Genomic DNA, 16,562 nt, shown 5'->3' on the forward strand with positions numbered 1-16,562 from the left:
AATGTTGAAAACCCAAGACAACGAATTGATGTGCCGGGTCGGACCCGGAACCGGGATGGGCGATGTCATGCGTCGCACATGGCTACCTGCTCTCCAATCTTCTGAACTCCCGGAAGCGGGCAGCGATCCGAAGGGGGTGGAGTTGCTGGGGCAGCGTTTTGTCGCATGGCGTGACGGTGCGGGCCGCCCAGGCTTTTTCGACGAGGCCTGCCTGCACAGGGGTTCGTCGATGCTTCTCGCTCGTGCTGAGCCCGAGGGCTTGCGTTGCATCTATCACGGCTGGAAGTTCGCCGTTGACGGCGCAGTTCTCGACACGCCCAATGTGGCAGATCCGAAGTTCAAGGAGCGGATTCGCGGCAGGACGTACCCCGTTCGCGAAGCGGGGGGACTGATCTGGGTGTACCTCGGCCCCAAGGAGCACGAACCCGAGTTCCCGCGCTGGCCTTGGATGGATGTGGACGCCGCGTACCGTATCAATGCCGTAGCGGTGGAGAACTGCAACTTCGTTCAAGTCATCGAGGGTCTGGTCGATTCTTCCCATCTCACCTTGCTCCATGCCTCGGGTCTGGCCAAGACCAACGGCTCAGACATGGACTTTGCGAAGAAGACATCGCACATGCAGTTCGATGCGTCGCCGCAGATCGAGGCGGAGGAGACCGAATTCGGTTTCCACTACGTGGCGATTCGTCCGGCCGGGGACAAACGCATGGCGCGGATCGCTTCGTTCATCGCTCCGTGCTTCGTGGCAAATCCGAACGGCGACCTCTTCTTTGCTGTGGTGCCAGTCAATGACGAGCGCTGCAACTTCTATCACGTCTGGTGGAACACCGAAAAGCGAATTGGGGAAGAGCCGTTGCGTTCCCAGCAACTGGCTTTTGTCGGACTCGACGATGCGACGCTATCCGCGTATGGCATGACGGCGGACACGTGCGATGGTCCCAACAAGCAGAGCTGGGCCAATGGCTACGGACAAGACCGGGCCCTGCAGCGCGCGGGGCATTTCACAGGGCTCGCCAGCTTCTCTCAGGAAGACGCCGCCTGCAGCATCTCGAGCGGCGCGCTACGCGACCGGTCCCGCGAGATGCTCTCGACTGCGGACATCGCCATCACCCGCCTCTACCGCTCGCTATTGACCTGCGTCCGGGTCTTGCGCGAAACAAACGAGCTGCCGGTGGTGCGGGCCGACACCACGCAAATCATCGGGATCTCGGCCGAGATTGAGACTGAACAACCCTGGCAGAGCTTGGTGCCGAATCACCGGCCGCCGGCCGTCCCTCAATCCGAGCCAGCCCGTGCTGCGAACTGAAAGGAATCCCAATGCTCAAGACTGAAGATAACGCCCTGCTGTGTCATGTTGGACCAGAAACGCCCATGGGCGCGGTCATGCGCCGATACTGGCACCCCGTCTGTACCTCTGCACAATTGCCAGCGCCTGACAGCGATCCGCTGCGCGTTCGGCTGCTTGGCGAGAATTTCGTGGTCTTTCGGGACACCGAAGGCCGAGTCGGCATGTTCGATGAGCTGTGCATGCACCGGGGTGCCTCGCTCGCGCTGGGGCGTGTGGAAGAGGGCGGTATCCGTTGCCTCTACCACGGCTGGAAGTTCGACGTTACAGGGGCCCTCCTGGAAACGCCCAACCATGATGATGCGAAGTATCGGGCGCGGATGAAGGCACCGGCCTATCCGGTGCACGAGGAAGCTGGCCTGGTCTGGGCCTACGTTGGCCCGCGCGACCGCGAGCCAGCGTTTTCTCGCTACGCCTTCATGGACACCAAGTCCGAGAATCGAGCCGTCATCCGCATCAACATCAATTGCAACTATCTGCAGCTGGTCGAGGGTGGTGAGGACACGTCGCACGTCGGAGTCCTGCACACCAACATGGCGCGGCCGGGCTGGAAAGACAAGGAGTTCCAGCCCAACAAAGACGTCGTCAATCCGGCAGCTCTGGCGACCAACGACCTTCACCCGGAGCTTGAACTTGAAGACACAGAGTTCGGCTTCCACTATGTGGCTCTTCGCAAGACCGACGAGCCCGACGTGCGCAATGCCCGGGTGGTCCCCTTCGTTGTGCCCTACGGACGGGTGATTCCATCGCCTGCGTTCTCCTTCTTCGTGTTCGAAGTTCCGGACGATGACACGCACACGAGTACCTACATCGTCATTTATGGAGACGCACCCGTAGAGGCTGACCGCGTGATCGAACTGCTTGGCCTGGACGACAAGCGCTACTACAACCGCGAGACTTGTCTGTTCACGGCAACGTGGGCGGATTCCTTCGGTCAAAGCCGCAAATTGATGAAGGAATCGAGCTGGACAGGCCTGGTCGGTGTCGAGGTGGAGGATGCCGCCATTGCACTGTCGCAAGGGGCACTTTATGACCGCTCGAAGGAACATCTCGTGCCATCCGACCGGGCGGTCATGCGCGTGCGGCGGATATTGCTCGATGCGGTGAAGGGTTTGAGCAGTGGCATCGAGCCCCCCGGCGTTGGCATGGACCTCACTGGCGTCGGCGCGTGTGACGCAAGCCTTCGAGCCGGGCAGCCCTGGCGCGAACTGATGCCGGGTCACCGTCCCCTGAAGGCCGCTGCGTAATGGGCCCGCAAAGTGCCGCGGAAGCGCCGGTGCCCGACTTCCTGTCGCAACTGAGATTGGATGGGCGCGGGTTTATTGTCCTTGGGGCCGGGCAGGGAATCGGTGAGCAGACAACTCACGCCTTGGCCCAAGCGGGCGCGCGCGTCCTGTGTGTGGATCGCGACGAGGGGTTGGCTGATCGTATTGCCAATGCAACTGGCGGCATCCCCTTCGCAGCCGACGTGACGGCTCGGGCGGACATGGAGCGCCTCTTCGCCCATGCGCGTCAAGTCCTCGGCAGGGTGCATGGCGTGGTCGACATCATCGGTGTCGCTGGCATCAAGCCGCTGTCCGAGACCGACGATGTTGCCTGGGATCGCCAATTCGACATCGTGCTGCGCCACGCCTACATGGCCATCCAGATAGGCGGGGAGACGATGGCAGCCGATGGGGGTGGTTGCGTGACCTTCGTCGGATCGATGTCTGGCAACTTGGCGGTCCCCAACCAGACGGCGTATGGCGTTTCGAAGGCGGCTCTCCACCATCTGGTGCGCTGCGCGGGGGCCGAGTACGGCCCGCGGGGTGTGCGCGTGAATGCGGTGGCGCCCGGCTACGTGCGGACACCGCGCCTCAACGTCCGACTTGACGATGCGGCGTGGCAATCCATCGGCAAAACCGTACCGCTGGGGAGGGCCGCAACGCCCGCAGAGATCGCAGGTCCGTTGTTGTTTCTTTCATCAGACCTCGGCGCGCATGTCACGGGCGCCGTGCTCGCCGTCGACGGTGGGGTCAGCGTGACCACCGCTCTTCCCAATATCACCTTTGGTCCTCCCCCGGGCTGAATTTAGCTGCACACACCATGTCCAACGTCCGCACCGATATTCACCCCCACCTGCGTGCCCACGCAGAGGCCGCGGCCGGGAAGCCCAGTCTCGCCGATACCGCGCCCCAAGAGGCTCGCGCGGGCATGGCGGCCCGAACGGCCTCCAGGCCTCGTGGTCCCGAGATTGAGAGAGTCTTCGACCTTCGTATTTCCCATCCGGATGGTGAACTGCCAGTGCGCGTGTATCGCCCTGCAAATCCCCTGGGCGTTGCCCTTGCGTTTCATGGGGGCGGGTGGCTGATGGGAAACCTGGACAGCTTCGACGCCACTTGCCGGCATCTCGCTGCAGAATCCGGGCTGGCGATCGTCAATGTTGACTACCGGCTCGCGCCGGAGCATCTGTTCCCCGCTGCTGCAGAAGATGCCTGGATCGCTGCGACCTGGGTTGTCGCCCATGGTCATGAGCATGACCTACCGGTCGAACGGCTCGCCGTGCTGGGCGAGTCCGCTGGCGGAAATTTGGCTGCCGGGCTCTGCCTGCGGGCGCGGGATGAGGGCGGCCCTCGCATCCTGGCTCAAGTGTTGATCTACCCCGCAACGGATGCCCGCCAAGAATCGGCATCGATGAAGCAGTACGCCAACGGCTACGGACAACGCTCCGTTGACGTGACCCATGCGTTCAAAAACTACGGCCTTGGCCGGACGGCAAAGGTGGACGACTGGCGTCTGTCGCCACTGCTCGCTGCCTCGCATGCGGCTCTGCCACCGGCGCTGGTGATCACAGCGGAGTGTGACGTGGTGCGCGACGACGGCGAGGCCTATGCTGCCCGTCTGGCTGAAGCGGGCGTAAGTGCAACCTGTGTGCGCTATGTCGGCATGCTGCACACCTTTTTCGGCATGCGAGGTCAACTTGACGCAGCCGGAACTGCGCAGCGCCAGGCTGCAGATGCACTTCGGACGGCGGCGCAGAGCGCAATGGGATAGCCGTGTCCCGCGGACTGCATGAAGCCCACAGCGTGCAGGACCTGCGCGAGATGGCGCTACAGCGTCTTCCACGCGCTGTCTTTGATTTTTTCGACGGTGGGGCCGAGGACGAGTGCACCCTGCGCGACAACCGCCACGCTTTCGAGCGGATGCGCCTGGTGCCGCGAGTGCTGGTGGACGTGTCGAACGTGGACCTTGGTACCACGATCGTTGGCGCACCCGCGGCTGCCCCGATGCTGATCGCGCCAACCGGTGCCATCGGTGCAGGCTGGCCGCAGGCCGATTTGGCCATCGCCCGTGCAGCGGCCAAGGCAGGACTTCCATACACCTTGTCCACGACGGCCACCTCCTCGATCGAGGCCATTGCTGAAGGTGCTGGCGGCCGACTGTGGTTCCAGCTCTATGTGCTTCGCGATCGCGACTTCACGAACCGCCTGATGGCACGTGCGCGCGATGCCGGATACGAAGCACTGGTTGTAACCCTCGACCTCCAGACGGGCGGCAAGCGCGAGCGCGATCTCCGCAACGGGTTCACCGTGCCGTTGCGCCCCAGCTGGCGGCTCGCTGCGGATTTCCTCGGCCATCCGGTGTGGCTTTGGCACATGCTGCGCGCGGGTGCGCCGCGTTTCGAGAACCTCGATGGCCTGGAAGGCATGGCTGCACCCGATGCTTCCATTGCCGCCAAGGTGGGGCAAAACCTCGATGCGGGTTTCGACTGGCAGGCGCTGCGGCGTCTGCGCGAAGCATGGCCGCGCAAGTTGATCGTCAAGGGGGTGCTGCGTGGCGATGATGCACAGCAGTTGGCCGAACTGGGCGTCGATGCCATCTGGGTATCCAACCACGGGGGGCGGCAACTCGATGGTTCCGTCGCAGCAGTCGACGCGCTGACCGATGTGGTGAGCGCAGTGGGATCGCGGATTCCGGTGATCCTCGACTCGGGCGTTCGTCGGGGCAGTGATGTGCTCAAGGCCGTGGCCTCAGGTGCCCAAGCTGTGGCAATGGGGCGCGCCACACTCTATGGCGCCTCCGCGGCGGGAGAGGCGGGCGCCGCCCGTGCTTTGGAAATCCTGCAGGAAGAGTTGCGTCGGGCCATGCAGTTGTGCGGCGTGCCTCGGATTGCCGAACTCGGACCAGACATCCTGCGTCTTCCTACCTCCTCTGGAAAGGGCATCCGGTGACCTGGAACCTGCGCTATGCGCCACATCTCGGCTACCGGCCACCATTCGACCCGTTGTTCCGCGCCACCGTGGGCTCCGACGATCCCGTCGCCCACATTGAGTTTGCGCGAGACCAAGGGTTTGCAGGCGTCCTGTATGCCGCCGCTCGCGGCCGAACGGTCGACGAGCAGCGCCGTGTCGGCGAAGCGCTGGCGCGCAGCGGCCTCGAGGCGGGTTGTTTGCTCTACACCACCTTCGACAAGCTGCGGGCCACGATGTGGGCCGTTGATACGCGAGATGCCCGTGACGCGATTGCAGCCGAATTGAGACTGGCCATTGACGCTGCGAAACGGATCGGCGCGAAGCGGCTGGCGGTGCTCGGCGGTTCGGATCCTGACCGGCCCATGGCTGAACAGCATGCGGCTTTCATCCGGAATCTTCGATTTGCAGCGGAAATCGCCGCCGCTGCGGGCGTGTCGCTGTGCCTGGAGACCCTGAGCAGCAAGAGCGTGCCAGACATGCTGCTGCAGCACATCGCCGACGCCTACGCCATCGTGCGCGCCGTCGATCATCCTGCGGTGCGACTGATCTTCGACACCTCTCACGTGCAGATCATGGACGGTGATCTGCTCGCCAACCTAGAGGCGACCTGGGATGCGATCGACATCGTGCAGATCGCCGACAACCCGGGGCGGACGGAGCCCGGCAGCGGAGAAATCAACTTCGAGAGCGTGCTTCGCCTGCTGCATCGCCTTCAGTACCGTGGCCTCGTCGAGTTGGAGCATGGCTGGCTGCGGCCGGGCATCGTGTCAGAGCGCAGCGGACTGGCGCTCATGCGAGAGCTCGACGCTGCTGCGACACGTCCGCTCGGCGCGACCGATGGTGATGACTCGTGATCAGCCGAGCGGCACGCTGGCTTCTTTCAGCACGCGCAACACGAAACTCGACTTGCTGTGGCGAATGCCGGGAATCTTGTACAGCTTCTCGCGCAAGAGACGCTCGTAGTCGCGCGTGTCACGCACCGCGATACGGATGTAGTAGTCGTAGTCACCTTAGACCAGGTACGCCTCCTGAATTTCGGGGATGGTCGCCAGCACGCGGCCGAACTCATAGAGGGTCTCATCCGTATGACTTGGTGATCTGCATCGGCGCGCGCTTCGATGATCGTGTGACTGGCAAGCTGGAAGAGTTCTGTCCCCACGCGCGCAAGAGTCACATCGACATCGATCCTGCCAACATCAACAAATTGGGTTCGGTGGATGTGCCCATGGTTGGCGACTGCCGGGCGGTGGTCGAGGCCTTGCTGGCATCGAGCCCACTGGACACCCTCATGCCTGAGCGACTGGAGCCCTGGTGGCGGTGGATCTCACGCTGGCGTTCGCGTAAATGCCTTGAATTCACGCCGCGTAGCGACGTCATCCTGCCGCAGCAGCTGATGGCATCGCTACAAAGTCAGTTAGTCGGACGCGATGCGATTGTTTCCACCGACGTGGGCCAGCACCAGATGTGGGCCGCCCAGTATCTGTGTTTTGAACGTCCGCGGCGCTGGCTCACCTCTGGTGGCGCAGGCACGATGGGCTATGGGCTGCCCGCTGCGATCGGCGCCCAGGTCGCGCAGCCGGAGGCTCTTGTCGTATGCGTCAGTGGCGACGCCTCAGTGCTGATGAACATCCAAGAGTTGTCCACCGCCGTGCAGCACCGGACGCCCGTGAAACTCGTACTCTCGAACAACGGCTACATGGGGATGGTGCGCCAATGGCAAGAACTCAATCACGGGAATCGGCTGAGTCATAGTTGGAACGAGGCACTGCCGGATTTCGTCGCGCTTGCCAGAGCGTTCGGCTGGGGTGGACGGCGCGTGTCCAAAACCGCAGAGCTCGAAGCAGCACTGGCCGAGTGCCTCGCCTACAAGGGGCCTTTCTTTCTCGACGTGCAGGTGGCCGCGCAGGAAAACTGCTTTCCGATGATGCCCTCTGGAGAGGGACACCACCGCGTAATGCTGGGGAAGGACCGCTGGTATCGAAAGGAGGACGAGATTCCCGCCTACTGATTGATTCGAAGACTTTTTGGATAGTGCCCCGGGGGCTATACCCGCCGCCGGTTGCTCGACGCGCAGTGCCGTTTACCTATGGCCAAGCGTGCTTTTTGTGATTCCTACCGGATTCAAGACCATGATGAAGAGCCCCGAACTAGCCAGCGTCTCGCTGGACGACAAGTACACATCGACGAACGGCCGCGTCTACCTGAGCGGCATCCAGGCGCTTGTTCGCCTCATGCTCGTGCAGCGTTGGCGCGACCAAGTGGCCGGCCTGAACACGGCCGGGTTCGTGTCGGGCTACCGCGGATCGCCACTCGGCGGAATCGACGAGGCGTTCTGGCACGCACAGAAGCATCTCGATGCCAATGGCGTCAAGTTCCTTCCTGGGGTCAACGAAGAACTGGCGGCGACGGCAGTCTGGGGGACGCAGCAGGTGCACCTCACGGGCGAGAGCGCGGTCGACGGCGTGTATGCGATGTGGTACGGAAAGGGGCCGGGTGTCGACCGCTGCGGCGACGTTTTCAAGCACATGAGCCATGGCGGCACCTCCGCCCATGGCGGCGTCTTGCTCATCGCGGGGGATGACCATGGCGCGTACTCATCGACGTTACCCAACCAGAGCGACCACATCTTCTCGGCGGCGATGATTCCGATGCTGTATCCGCAGAGCGTGGAGGAGTACATTGAGCTGGGCCTGCATGGTTTCGCGATGTCGCGCTTCGCAGGTTTGCCCGTAGGCTTCAAGGCATTAGCCGACACAGTCGAATCTTCGGGTCCGATCGGCGCCGATGCGATGGGCGTGCAAACCGTGCTGCCACGCGATTTTGCGTTTCCGCCAGGCGGCGTGCATGCGCGCCTGTCGACCGACACACTCGGCTTGCAGGCGCGCAAGCAAGAGGCGTTGATGCAGGATTACAAGATCTACGCCGCCATCGCCTACGCGCGAGAGAACAAGCTCAATCACGTCACGCTCGACTCTCCTCATGCCAAGCTTGGCATCGTCGCATCAGGCAAGTCGTACCGTGATGTTCTTGAGGCGCTGGAAGAGCTCGGGATCGACGCCGAGATGGCTGCGGAGGTGGGCGTGCGAGTGTTTAAAGTGGCGATGCCGTGGCCGCTCGAGCCCGATTCGATCCGCGAGTTCGCCGAAGGTCTCGATGAGATCTTGGTGGTCGAGGAGAAACGGCAGGTTGTCGAGTATCAGCTCAAGGAACACCTGTACAACTGGCGTGAGGACGTCCGCCCACGGGTCATCGGAAAATTCGATGAGGCGGGCGAGTGGGCCCATCCGCGCGGGCGCTGGCTCTTGCCGGCGACTGCGGACTTTTCAGTCGCGCAGATCGCGCGCGTGATCGCCGGGCGTATTGCGCGCTTCCACACCAGCGACATGATCCGTACACGGCTGGCGATCCTCGATGCGAAAGACGTTGTGCTTGGAAAAGCAGTGGCCACGCCCCCGCGGCCGGCATGGTACTGCTCGGGCTGCCCGCACAACACCTCGACCAAGGTCCCCGAGGGGAGCCTGGCGCTCGCGGGCATCGGTTGCCATGTAATGGCGACGGCGATCTATCCGGAACACAACAAGACAACTACGCACATGGGAGGCGAAGGTGCGCCTTGGCTTGGGCAAGCCTGGTTCTCAAAACGCAAGCACGTCTTCGCAAACCTTGGCGATGGCACCTACTACCATTCGGGCTCGATGGCGATCAGGGCGGCTGTCGCCGCGAAGGTGAACATCACCTACAAGATTCTGTACAACGACGCGGTGGCCATGACGGGCGGTCAGCCGGTCGATGGGCCCATCAGTGTGCCGCGGATCGCCCAACAGGTCGCGGCAGAGGGCGTCACGAGGATCGCGCTCGTCGCCGAGGACCCGACCCGCTGGCACGATCGTTCGGCGCTGCCAAAGGATGGCGACGGGCTGACATTTACCGTGCACCATCGTGACGAGCTGGAGAAGGTCCAGCGCGAGCTGCGCGATTTCGAAGGCGTCTCGGTGCTGATCTACGACCAAGTGTGCGCGGCCGAAAAGCGCCGTCGCCGCAAGATGGGCGAGTTTCCGAAGATCGCACAGCGCGTGTTCATCAACGAGGACGTGTGCGAGGGTTGCGGCGATTGCGGAGAACAGTCGAACTGCACGTCGCTACAGCCCCAACCGACTGACTACGGCCTGAAGAGGCGTGTTGATCAGAGTTCCTGCAACGCCGACTATTCCTGCATCAAAGGCTTCTGCCCGAGCTTCGTGAGCGTGGAAGGCGTGGTGCCGCGCAAGAACAGACCTGTCGAGGCGAAGACCGACCTGGCCTTTACATTTTCCGAGCCACCGTTGCCCTCGCTCGATCAGATCCACAACATCCTTATCACCGGTATCGGGGGCACCGGCGTCATCACGGTCGGTGCGCTGATCGGCATGGCCGCCCATTTGGAAGGCAAGGGCGTCAGCGTGCTGGACATGACCGGAATGTCTCAGAAGAACGGCTCCGTGACTTCCCACGTTCGCATCGCTTCAGACAATGCGCATTTGAAGGCGCAGCGCATACCTACAGGCGAGGCGGATCTGATCCTGGGATGTGACATGTTGACGGCCGGCGCGCCGGACGCCATCGCGAGAATGCGTCCAGGCCGCACCTATGCTTTGGTGAATACGTTCGAGCAGCCCACCGGTCACTTTGCCCAGAACGCAGACTGGGAGTTCCCCGCGACGCAGGTGCGCGAACTCATCGCGGAATCCGTCGGTGGCCACATGGACTTTGTCGACGCGACGCAGCTGGCGACCCGCTTGATGGGCGATGCGATCGCCGCCAATCTCTTCCTGCTAGGGTTTGCGTTTCAGAAAGGCGCTGTACCAGTGTCCTCGCAAGCGCTGCTGAAGGCTATCGAAATCAATGGCGTAGCGGTCAAAGCCAACCAATCAGCCTTTCAGTGGGGACGCAGGGCGGCGCTGGACCTTTCTTCCGTAGCGCGCGAGGCCTCGCCGTCGCAGACAGTCGTCATCGTGCAAAGGCCAAAGACAGGCGCCTCGTTGATCGCCGACCGTGCCGCCGTTTTGAAGGAGTACCAGGATGCCGACTATGCAAGGAGCTACGCTGACTTCGTCGGACGGGTCCAGCAGGTCGAATCCGACCGGGGCGGCAGTGGGGATTTGACTCGGGCGGTAGCTTCGAACCTTTTCAAGCTGATGGCCTACAAGGACGAATACGAAGTTGCGCGCCTGTACACGGACGGCAAGTTTCGCGCGAAGCTCGCTCAGGAGTTCGAAGGCAAGCCGAAGCTCACTTTCCATTTGGCGCCGCCAATGTTCGGAAAGCGTGACGCACAAGGTCAACCTGTGAAGCAGTCCTTCGGGCCTTGGATGATGCCGGTCTTCCGTACGCTAGCGGCGCTGCGCAGGCTGCGCGGAACACCGATGGACATCTTTGGACGGACTGCGGAACGACGCGAGGAGCGGCGCCTGGTGGATGAATACCGAAAGGCCGTCGAAGAGATTCTGTCCCGGTGGGACGAGGTCAATCTAGATCATGCGCTCGCCATCGCGCGGTTGCCCGAACAGATCAGGGGCTTCGGGCACGTCAAAGAGGCCAGCATCACGACTGCGCGCGTGCGCTGGAGGGTGCTCAGTGAGAGGCTGTTCCAGGTGACATCCGCTCCCGACGAAACCAATTCGGCAGCCCAGCCGGTGACGTTGCACGGCACAGAGGAGGCCCCTGCCACGCCCACGTCCGCTCACACCGTGGCTTAAGGGGGCCCCGACATGGATAAAGGACGCCTAAAACTGCTGATCACGCGCGCGCTGAGCGATCGAGTGCTGGCGTACGCCCAAGAGAACTTCGGTACCACTGTGTGGTCGAAGGACCAACCGATCGGCGCTGAGTTCGACCGAGCGGCCCGTGGCCAGGATGCTGTCCTTGTCATGCCGACCGAAGCTCTCGACGCTGCGCGGTTGACCCGACTCAGGGACGACGGGGTGAGGGCGGTCGCAACCTTCTCTGTCGGCTATGACCACATCGATGTAGTGGCGGCCTCACGCTTGGGGCTGCCGGTGTTTCATACGCCCGATGTGCTTAGTGATGCGGTGGCCGATATAGCGATGTTCCTGATTCTGGCGACCACTCGGGGCACCACCGAATCCGAGCGCATCTTGCGTGCCGGCCATTGGGGGCCGTGGTCGCCAACGGCAATGCTCAGCCGGCAACTCGGGGGGTTGAGGCTTGGTGTTTATGGCATGGGTCGCATCGGTCTTGCGGTGGCGCACAGGGCGCGGGCGTTCGATCTCAAGATCCATTATCACAACCGCCGCCGCCTGACACCGCCGTTGGAGCAAGGGGCCCGCTTTCACGCTGAAATCGATTCCCTCATGGGGGTGGCCGATGTGCTGTGCATCTGTGCGCCGGCGACGGCGCAGACGCGCGGATCGATCAATGCGCAGCGACTCTCATTGCTGCCCAGCGGCGCAGCCGTGGTGAACGTTGCACGAGGGGATCTGATTGACGAGGATGCGCTCATCGCGGCCCTTGAGAGTGGGCGAATAGGAAGTGTCGGGCTGGACGTGTTCCAGAACGAGCCACACATCGATCGCCGGTTCCTCGAGTTGGCCAACACGACCTTGCTCCCACACATCGGCAGCGCTACACAAGATGCGCGGGACCAAATGGGCATGCTTGCCTTGACCGGTCTGACAACCTACCTGGTCCATGGCAAGCTGGCGGCGAACTGCGTCAATCCTTGGCGAGGGGACGATCTCGAGCAAAGACCGGCTGCCGCAGATCAATGTGATCAATGATTAGCCGAGATGGCCGCTGATCTCTGGCAGGAGTATGGGGATGGCTTGGCGGACCGTGTCAGGCTCACGAAAGCCCATCGGGAGCGGGGGTGAGTTGCTCGGCCATGCATCGTTCGATGCGATCGAGCAGGCGCATGGAAGGCAAGCACGCTGCCACGCTCGCTTCCGGAAGCCGATGCTCGGCTATGGCGGCGATGAACTCCCGGTCCTGGCTCTCGATGCCGATGCCGGTCAAGCCGATCGATTTTCCTTCGTCATCAAGGAGCTCGTCCCTATAGGCGCGGTAAGTGCCTTCTTCCCCGATGTAGCGGTAGAAGCCGCCGAACGGGCCTCGGTTGTTGAAGGAAAGCGCAAGGGTTCCCAGCGCGCCTCCACTCCGACGCGATCTCAGCGCGATCGTCATATCCATGGCAATTCCGAGCGTCGGATGCACCGGACCCTGTTGGCCCCAAGCATCCAGTTCCGGATCATCCAGCAGCCAACTCATCAAGTCCACAGAGTGGCATGCGTGATGCCAAAGCAGGCTGTCGACCCACGAGCGCGGCTCGCCTCGCGCGTTGGTGTTCTCACGGCGAAAAAAGTATGTTTCGGATACGAGGTGCTGGAGCTGAAAGTGCCCTTCGGCGATACGCCTTCGCATTTCCCGGTGTGGAGCGTTGAATCGGCGCGTGTGGGCCACCATGCAAACGAGGTCGGGGCGCGCGGCGGCCGCTGCGGCGACGCGCTCGCTGTCGGCGAGGTTTAGCGCCATCGGGATTTCGATCAGCACATGTTTGCCGGCGCTCAGACAGGCCACCGCCTGATCGGCATGAAGATGGCTAGGTGTGGCAAGGACGACTGCATCGATGCCAGGGTTGGCAAGGCACCCGTCAAGATCCATGTCGAGGTGGGGAATGGACCATTCCTGCGCAAACGATGCCGCGGGTCCGGCGACGCCCCCCACAAGGCACACCACCACGACCCCAGGGGTCTCCTTGAGGACCTCCATGTGCGATCGCGCGATCGCCCCTTCGCCTGCAAGACACAGCTGCAGCGTCATCGCGTGGTCTTTCAGTTCATCACCGGCCCTGCGGTGAGGGAGTTCCTCGGATTAGTGAGGCGAAGTTGCGCATCGGGGGCCAAGCCACTCGTTGTGCTTGCGCGATGCACCTCCATCGCCGCCAGGCAGACGTCGTGGTCGCGTCGAATCAGACATTCGATCAAGCGGTCGTGTTCCTCCACCGTGCGCAGTCGCGCGCTGACTTCGGACATTTTTGTCGCGATGAACGTATCCGCCTGCGTCCACAGACGCTTGACCTCGTCCAGGATGATTCGATAGGGCGACAGCGAATAGATCTGCAAGTGGAACTCACGGTTGAGCCGTACGAGTGGGGTCCAGTCGTCTGCCACGGCGACGGCGCGCATCTCCTCGTTGAGCGCCTTCAGCGTTGCGATGCAGTCCTCATCGGGCCAGGAAATCGAACCCAGCAGCTCGTTCTCGAGCAACTGCAGGATGCGGCTGATCTGGGCCAGCTCGTTCGGCGCACGCTTCGCAACGAAGTAGCCCGAGTTGGGACGGTGGACCAAAAGGCCCTGATCGGCGAGGAGGTTGAGCGCCTCGCGTAAGGGGACTCGGCTCACGCCCAGTTCTTCGGCCATTTCCTGCTGCCGGATCTGCTCACCCGGCATCAGCTCGCCCGAGACGACCCTTGCGCGAAGTTGTTGAAGGGCCCGCTCCATGACTTGGGCCTTTTGTGCGACTGGCGGCATGCGCTCGCCTCCTGTTGTGCGGTTGATGCCTGCAAGTGTAGGCCTAACGCGCATTCACGATTGAATCCAATCCCAATCCCGGTGGAATCCCTAATGGCATTCATAATTGAATTCAATCACAGTCATCCCATCGGCAAGACGCGACTTTCCTCACAAACAGGAACAGAAATGGCCAACGAGACAACCTTCGAATTCGATCCGTATTCAGTCCACGTACAGGAAAACCCTTACCCGTATTACGCGGTGCTGCGGCGCGACCACCCACTGTATTGGTGCGAAAAGGCCAACTGCTGGGCTCTGTCGCGCTACGAGGACATTGCCAACGCATGCAATGACCCGAAGCGTTTCTCCTCGGCCCGCGGCAATGTTTTGGATGACGACCCGGCCCGCATGGGCAACACGCTGGGCACCAGCGATCCGCCCAAGCACGATGAACTGCGTGGCCTGGTTAATGCCGCTTTTATGCGCGGGCGGGTCGTCGAGCGGGAGCCCCAGATGCGAGCCATCACCCAAGAGTTCATGAACGAATTCTTCGCGGCCGGCGGTGGAGACATCATCAGGCAGCTCACGGCCCGGATCAGCACCTCGACGATATGCGACCTGCTCGGATTCGAGCGCGCCGACCACGTCCAGCTGAAAATTTGGGTCGACGGACTGGTGTACCGAGATCCTGTGACCCGTCAGTTGCCGCCCTCCGGCTACGAGGCGCGGCGTGCGATGGTCGACTACGCGCAAAAGACCATCGAGGCACGCCGCATCGAGCCGCGCGACGACCTGATCAGCGCACTCATTGCGGCCGAGGTCGAAGGCCAAAAACTCTCGCCGATCGACCTGATGCACACGGTGGCCACGCTGTTAGGAGCCGGCATCGAAAGCGCCTCGAGCTTCATCGGAAACGCGATGTTGGCGCTCAACGAGCACCCCGACCAGGCTGACCTGCTGGCTTCAGACCTGTCGCAGGCGCCGACTGCCATCGAGGAGATGCTGCGGTATGACACCCCCACTCAGCGCTTCCATCGCACCGCCACACAGGACATCGAACTACATGGCCAAACAATTCGCGCCGGTCAAAGCGTGCTGGTGATGTATGGGTCGGCCAACCGGGACGAGCGCAAATACACCGACCCCGAACGCTTTGATCTCACGCGTCCGCCAAGCCGGCACCTGGCAATGGGACACGGCGTCCACTTCTGCCTCGGCGCCCAGTTGGCCAAAGCCATGTCGCGAATCTTCCTGGAGGAGTGGTTCGCGCGGACGCGCAGGTTCACCGTGCTGCACGACCGGGTCGTTCGGATGCATTCGCCCGTGTTCCGTGGACTTAGTTCCATGCCCGTACAAGTCCCCGCCCAGTGAGCGCACAGCCTACTGCTCAAACCTGACCCTCCGAGAGCCTGACACCATGGCACCAGCGAATTCAATGCCCACTACCACCGGCCTGAACGTGCGGGTGCAGGAGCGCCGTGTCGTCGCAGACGGCGTGGTCGCAATCGAGCTGCGGGCGGTCGACGGCTACGAACTAACCCCTTTCGCAGCGGGCTCCCACATTGACGTTGAACTGCCAGTGCGTGACGCCTATGGCCACTTCATCGTGCGGCAGTACTCGCTGTGCAACGACCCGGCCGAACACGATCGGTATGTGATCGGCGTCGGCAGGGATGCCAACACGCGAGGCGGGTCGGCCTATCTGCACGACAACCTCAAGGTTGGCGACGTCGTTCACATCAGCACGCCCCGTAACCACTTTCAGCTCTATGAGCCCGCGCACTCTTCCGTGCTCGTGGCAGGGGGGATCGGTGTGACTCCCATGTTGGCGATGGCGCGGCGATTAAGCGCACTCGGCCAACGGTGGACCCTCTACTACTGTGCCAGGACACCCGAGCGGGCCGCCTTTCTGGATGAGTTGAAGGATCTGCCCGGCCAAGTGATCCCGGTCTTTGATGGGGTGCCTGGTGGTGCCCCGATCGACCTTTCGAAGGTGATGGCCGACGCGCCCGCGGATGCGCATCTGTATTGCTGCGGCCCGACGACGCTGATGGAGGCGTTTGAGCGCGCAGCGGCCGAACGCGATCCAAGCACGGTACATGTCGAATGGTTCAAGCCCAGGTCAGTCGTCGCCAGCGCAACGGCCGGCGCCCAGACAGACGGAGAGTTTGTGGTGAAGCTCGCAAACAGCGGCGTCACCCTTACGGTCCCGCCGCAGAAGTCCATCCTCGACGTGCTTATCGAGGCCGGAGTTGCCGTGCAGCACTCCTGCTGCGATGGCGTCTGCGGAACGTGCGAGACCCGCGTGCTCGAAGGCATCCCCGACCACCGCGACTCGGTGCTGCTCGGCGAAGAAGCCAACGCCACGGATCGAATCATGGTCTGTGTGTCGCGTTGCACCGGAGCTTCGCTGACCCTCGATCTCTAGTGTTGTTCGAACCCGGCCGTTCGCGGCTTTCCTATAAATCAACGGAGACA

12 protein-coding genes and 2 pseudogenes are annotated in these 16,562 nt (G+C 62.5%); 11 read left to right on the forward strand and 3 right to left on the reverse strand.

Translation table 11 applies throughout. The annotated features are described in order from the left end of the window. Position 1: 1 nt before the first annotated feature. Genes ACSFBC_RS24985 through ACSFBC_RS25010 form a run of 6 tightly spaced genes read left to right on the forward strand, consistent with a single transcriptional unit; the run spans position 2 to position 6,431 of the window. Entirely contained in the window at positions 2-1,306 is a 1,305-nt protein-coding gene (locus ACSFBC_RS24985) for a Rieske 2Fe-2S domain-containing protein (protein WP_435513036.1), read from the forward strand. An 11-nt stretch (positions 1,307-1,317) separates the two neighbouring features. Next, the gene (locus tag ACSFBC_RS24990; protein WP_435513037.1) at positions 1,318-2,592 is read left to right on the forward strand and encodes a Rieske 2Fe-2S domain-containing protein; all 1,275 of its coding nucleotides are present in this window, start codon (positions 1,318-1,320) and stop codon (positions 2,590-2,592) included. Further along, positions 2,592-3,413, forward strand: coding sequence for an SDR family NAD(P)-dependent oxidoreductase (locus ACSFBC_RS24995; protein WP_435513038.1), 822 nt, complete (start codon positions 2,592-2,594; stop codon positions 3,411-3,413). Before ACSFBC_RS24990 ends, ACSFBC_RS24995 begins: the two co-directional genes overlap by 1 nt. A 17-nt stretch (positions 3,414-3,430) precedes the next feature. Next, positions 3,431-4,378, forward strand: a complete 948-nt coding sequence (locus tag ACSFBC_RS25000) for an alpha/beta hydrolase (protein WP_435513039.1) — start codon at positions 3,431-3,433, stop codon at positions 4,376-4,378. Between the two features lie 32 nt (positions 4,379-4,410). Beyond that, entirely contained in the window at positions 4,411-5,556 is a 1,146-nt protein-coding gene (locus ACSFBC_RS25005) for an alpha-hydroxy acid oxidase (RefSeq protein ID WP_435513040.1), read from the forward strand. Further along, positions 5,553-6,431, forward strand: coding sequence for a TIM barrel protein (locus tag ACSFBC_RS25010; protein ID WP_435513041.1), 879 nt, complete (start codon positions 5,553-5,555; stop codon positions 6,429-6,431). Before ACSFBC_RS25005 ends, ACSFBC_RS25010 begins: the two co-directional genes overlap by 4 nt. Here the strand turns inward: ACSFBC_RS25010 and ACSFBC_RS25015 are convergent. Continuing rightward, positions 6,432-6,668: pseudogene (locus tag ACSFBC_RS25015) on the reverse strand (Lrp/AsnC ligand binding domain-containing protein); the annotation flags it as partial. It abuts the gene before it with no gap. Between ACSFBC_RS25015 and ACSFBC_RS25020 the strand changes: the two are divergent. The 3 genes and pseudogenes from ACSFBC_RS25020 to ACSFBC_RS25030 form a co-directional block, all read left to right on the forward strand. Beyond that, positions 6,593-7,585 (forward strand): annotated as a pseudogene (locus tag ACSFBC_RS25020) (thiamine pyrophosphate-dependent enzyme); the annotation flags it as partial. The pseudogenes ACSFBC_RS25015 and ACSFBC_RS25020 sit on opposite strands and share 76 nt — an antisense overlap. 124 nt (positions 7,586-7,709) lie before the next feature. Further along, on the forward strand, positions 7,710-11,312 hold the full coding sequence (locus ACSFBC_RS25025; RefSeq protein WP_435513205.1) for an indolepyruvate ferredoxin oxidoreductase family protein: 3,603 nt from the start codon (positions 7,710-7,712) through the stop codon (positions 11,310-11,312). A gap of 12 nt (positions 11,313-11,324) precedes the next feature. After that, on the forward strand, positions 11,325-12,353 hold the full coding sequence (locus tag ACSFBC_RS25030; protein WP_435513042.1) for a 2-hydroxyacid dehydrogenase: 1,029 nt from the start codon (positions 11,325-11,327) through the stop codon (positions 12,351-12,353). A gap of 64 nt (positions 12,354-12,417) precedes the next feature. Here ACSFBC_RS25030 and ACSFBC_RS25035 read toward each other — a convergent pair whose 3' ends face one another. After that, a complete protein-coding gene (locus ACSFBC_RS25035) occupies positions 12,418-13,392 on the reverse strand; it encodes a Gfo/Idh/MocA family oxidoreductase (RefSeq protein ID WP_435513043.1) in 975 nt (324 codons plus the stop codon). 11 nt (positions 13,393-13,403) lie between these two features. Beyond that, positions 13,404-14,102 (reverse strand): GntR family transcriptional regulator, encoded by a 699-nt coding sequence (locus tag ACSFBC_RS25040; protein WP_435513044.1) that lies wholly within the window; start codon positions 14,100-14,102, stop codon positions 13,404-13,406. A gap of 168 nt (positions 14,103-14,270) precedes the next feature. Here ACSFBC_RS25040 and ACSFBC_RS25045 point away from each other — a divergent pair, with 168 nt between their 5' ends. Both ACSFBC_RS25045 and ACSFBC_RS25050 read left to right on the forward strand, forming a co-directional pair. Then, positions 14,271-15,455, forward strand: coding sequence for a cytochrome P450 (locus ACSFBC_RS25045; RefSeq protein WP_435513045.1), 1,185 nt, complete (start codon positions 14,271-14,273; stop codon positions 15,453-15,455). A gap of 64 nt (positions 15,456-15,519) precedes the next feature. Beyond that, positions 15,520-16,512: a PDR/VanB family oxidoreductase gene (locus tag ACSFBC_RS25050; RefSeq protein WP_435513046.1), complete on the forward strand. Its 993-nt coding sequence runs from the start codon at positions 15,520-15,522 to the stop codon at positions 16,510-16,512. Positions 16,513-16,562: the final 50 nt, after the last annotated feature.

The sequence above is a fragment of the Variovorax frigidus genome (genome assembly GCF_051216515.1).
In the GTDB taxonomy this organism is placed as follows: domain Bacteria; phylum Pseudomonadota; class Gammaproteobacteria; order Burkholderiales; family Burkholderiaceae_C; genus Variovorax.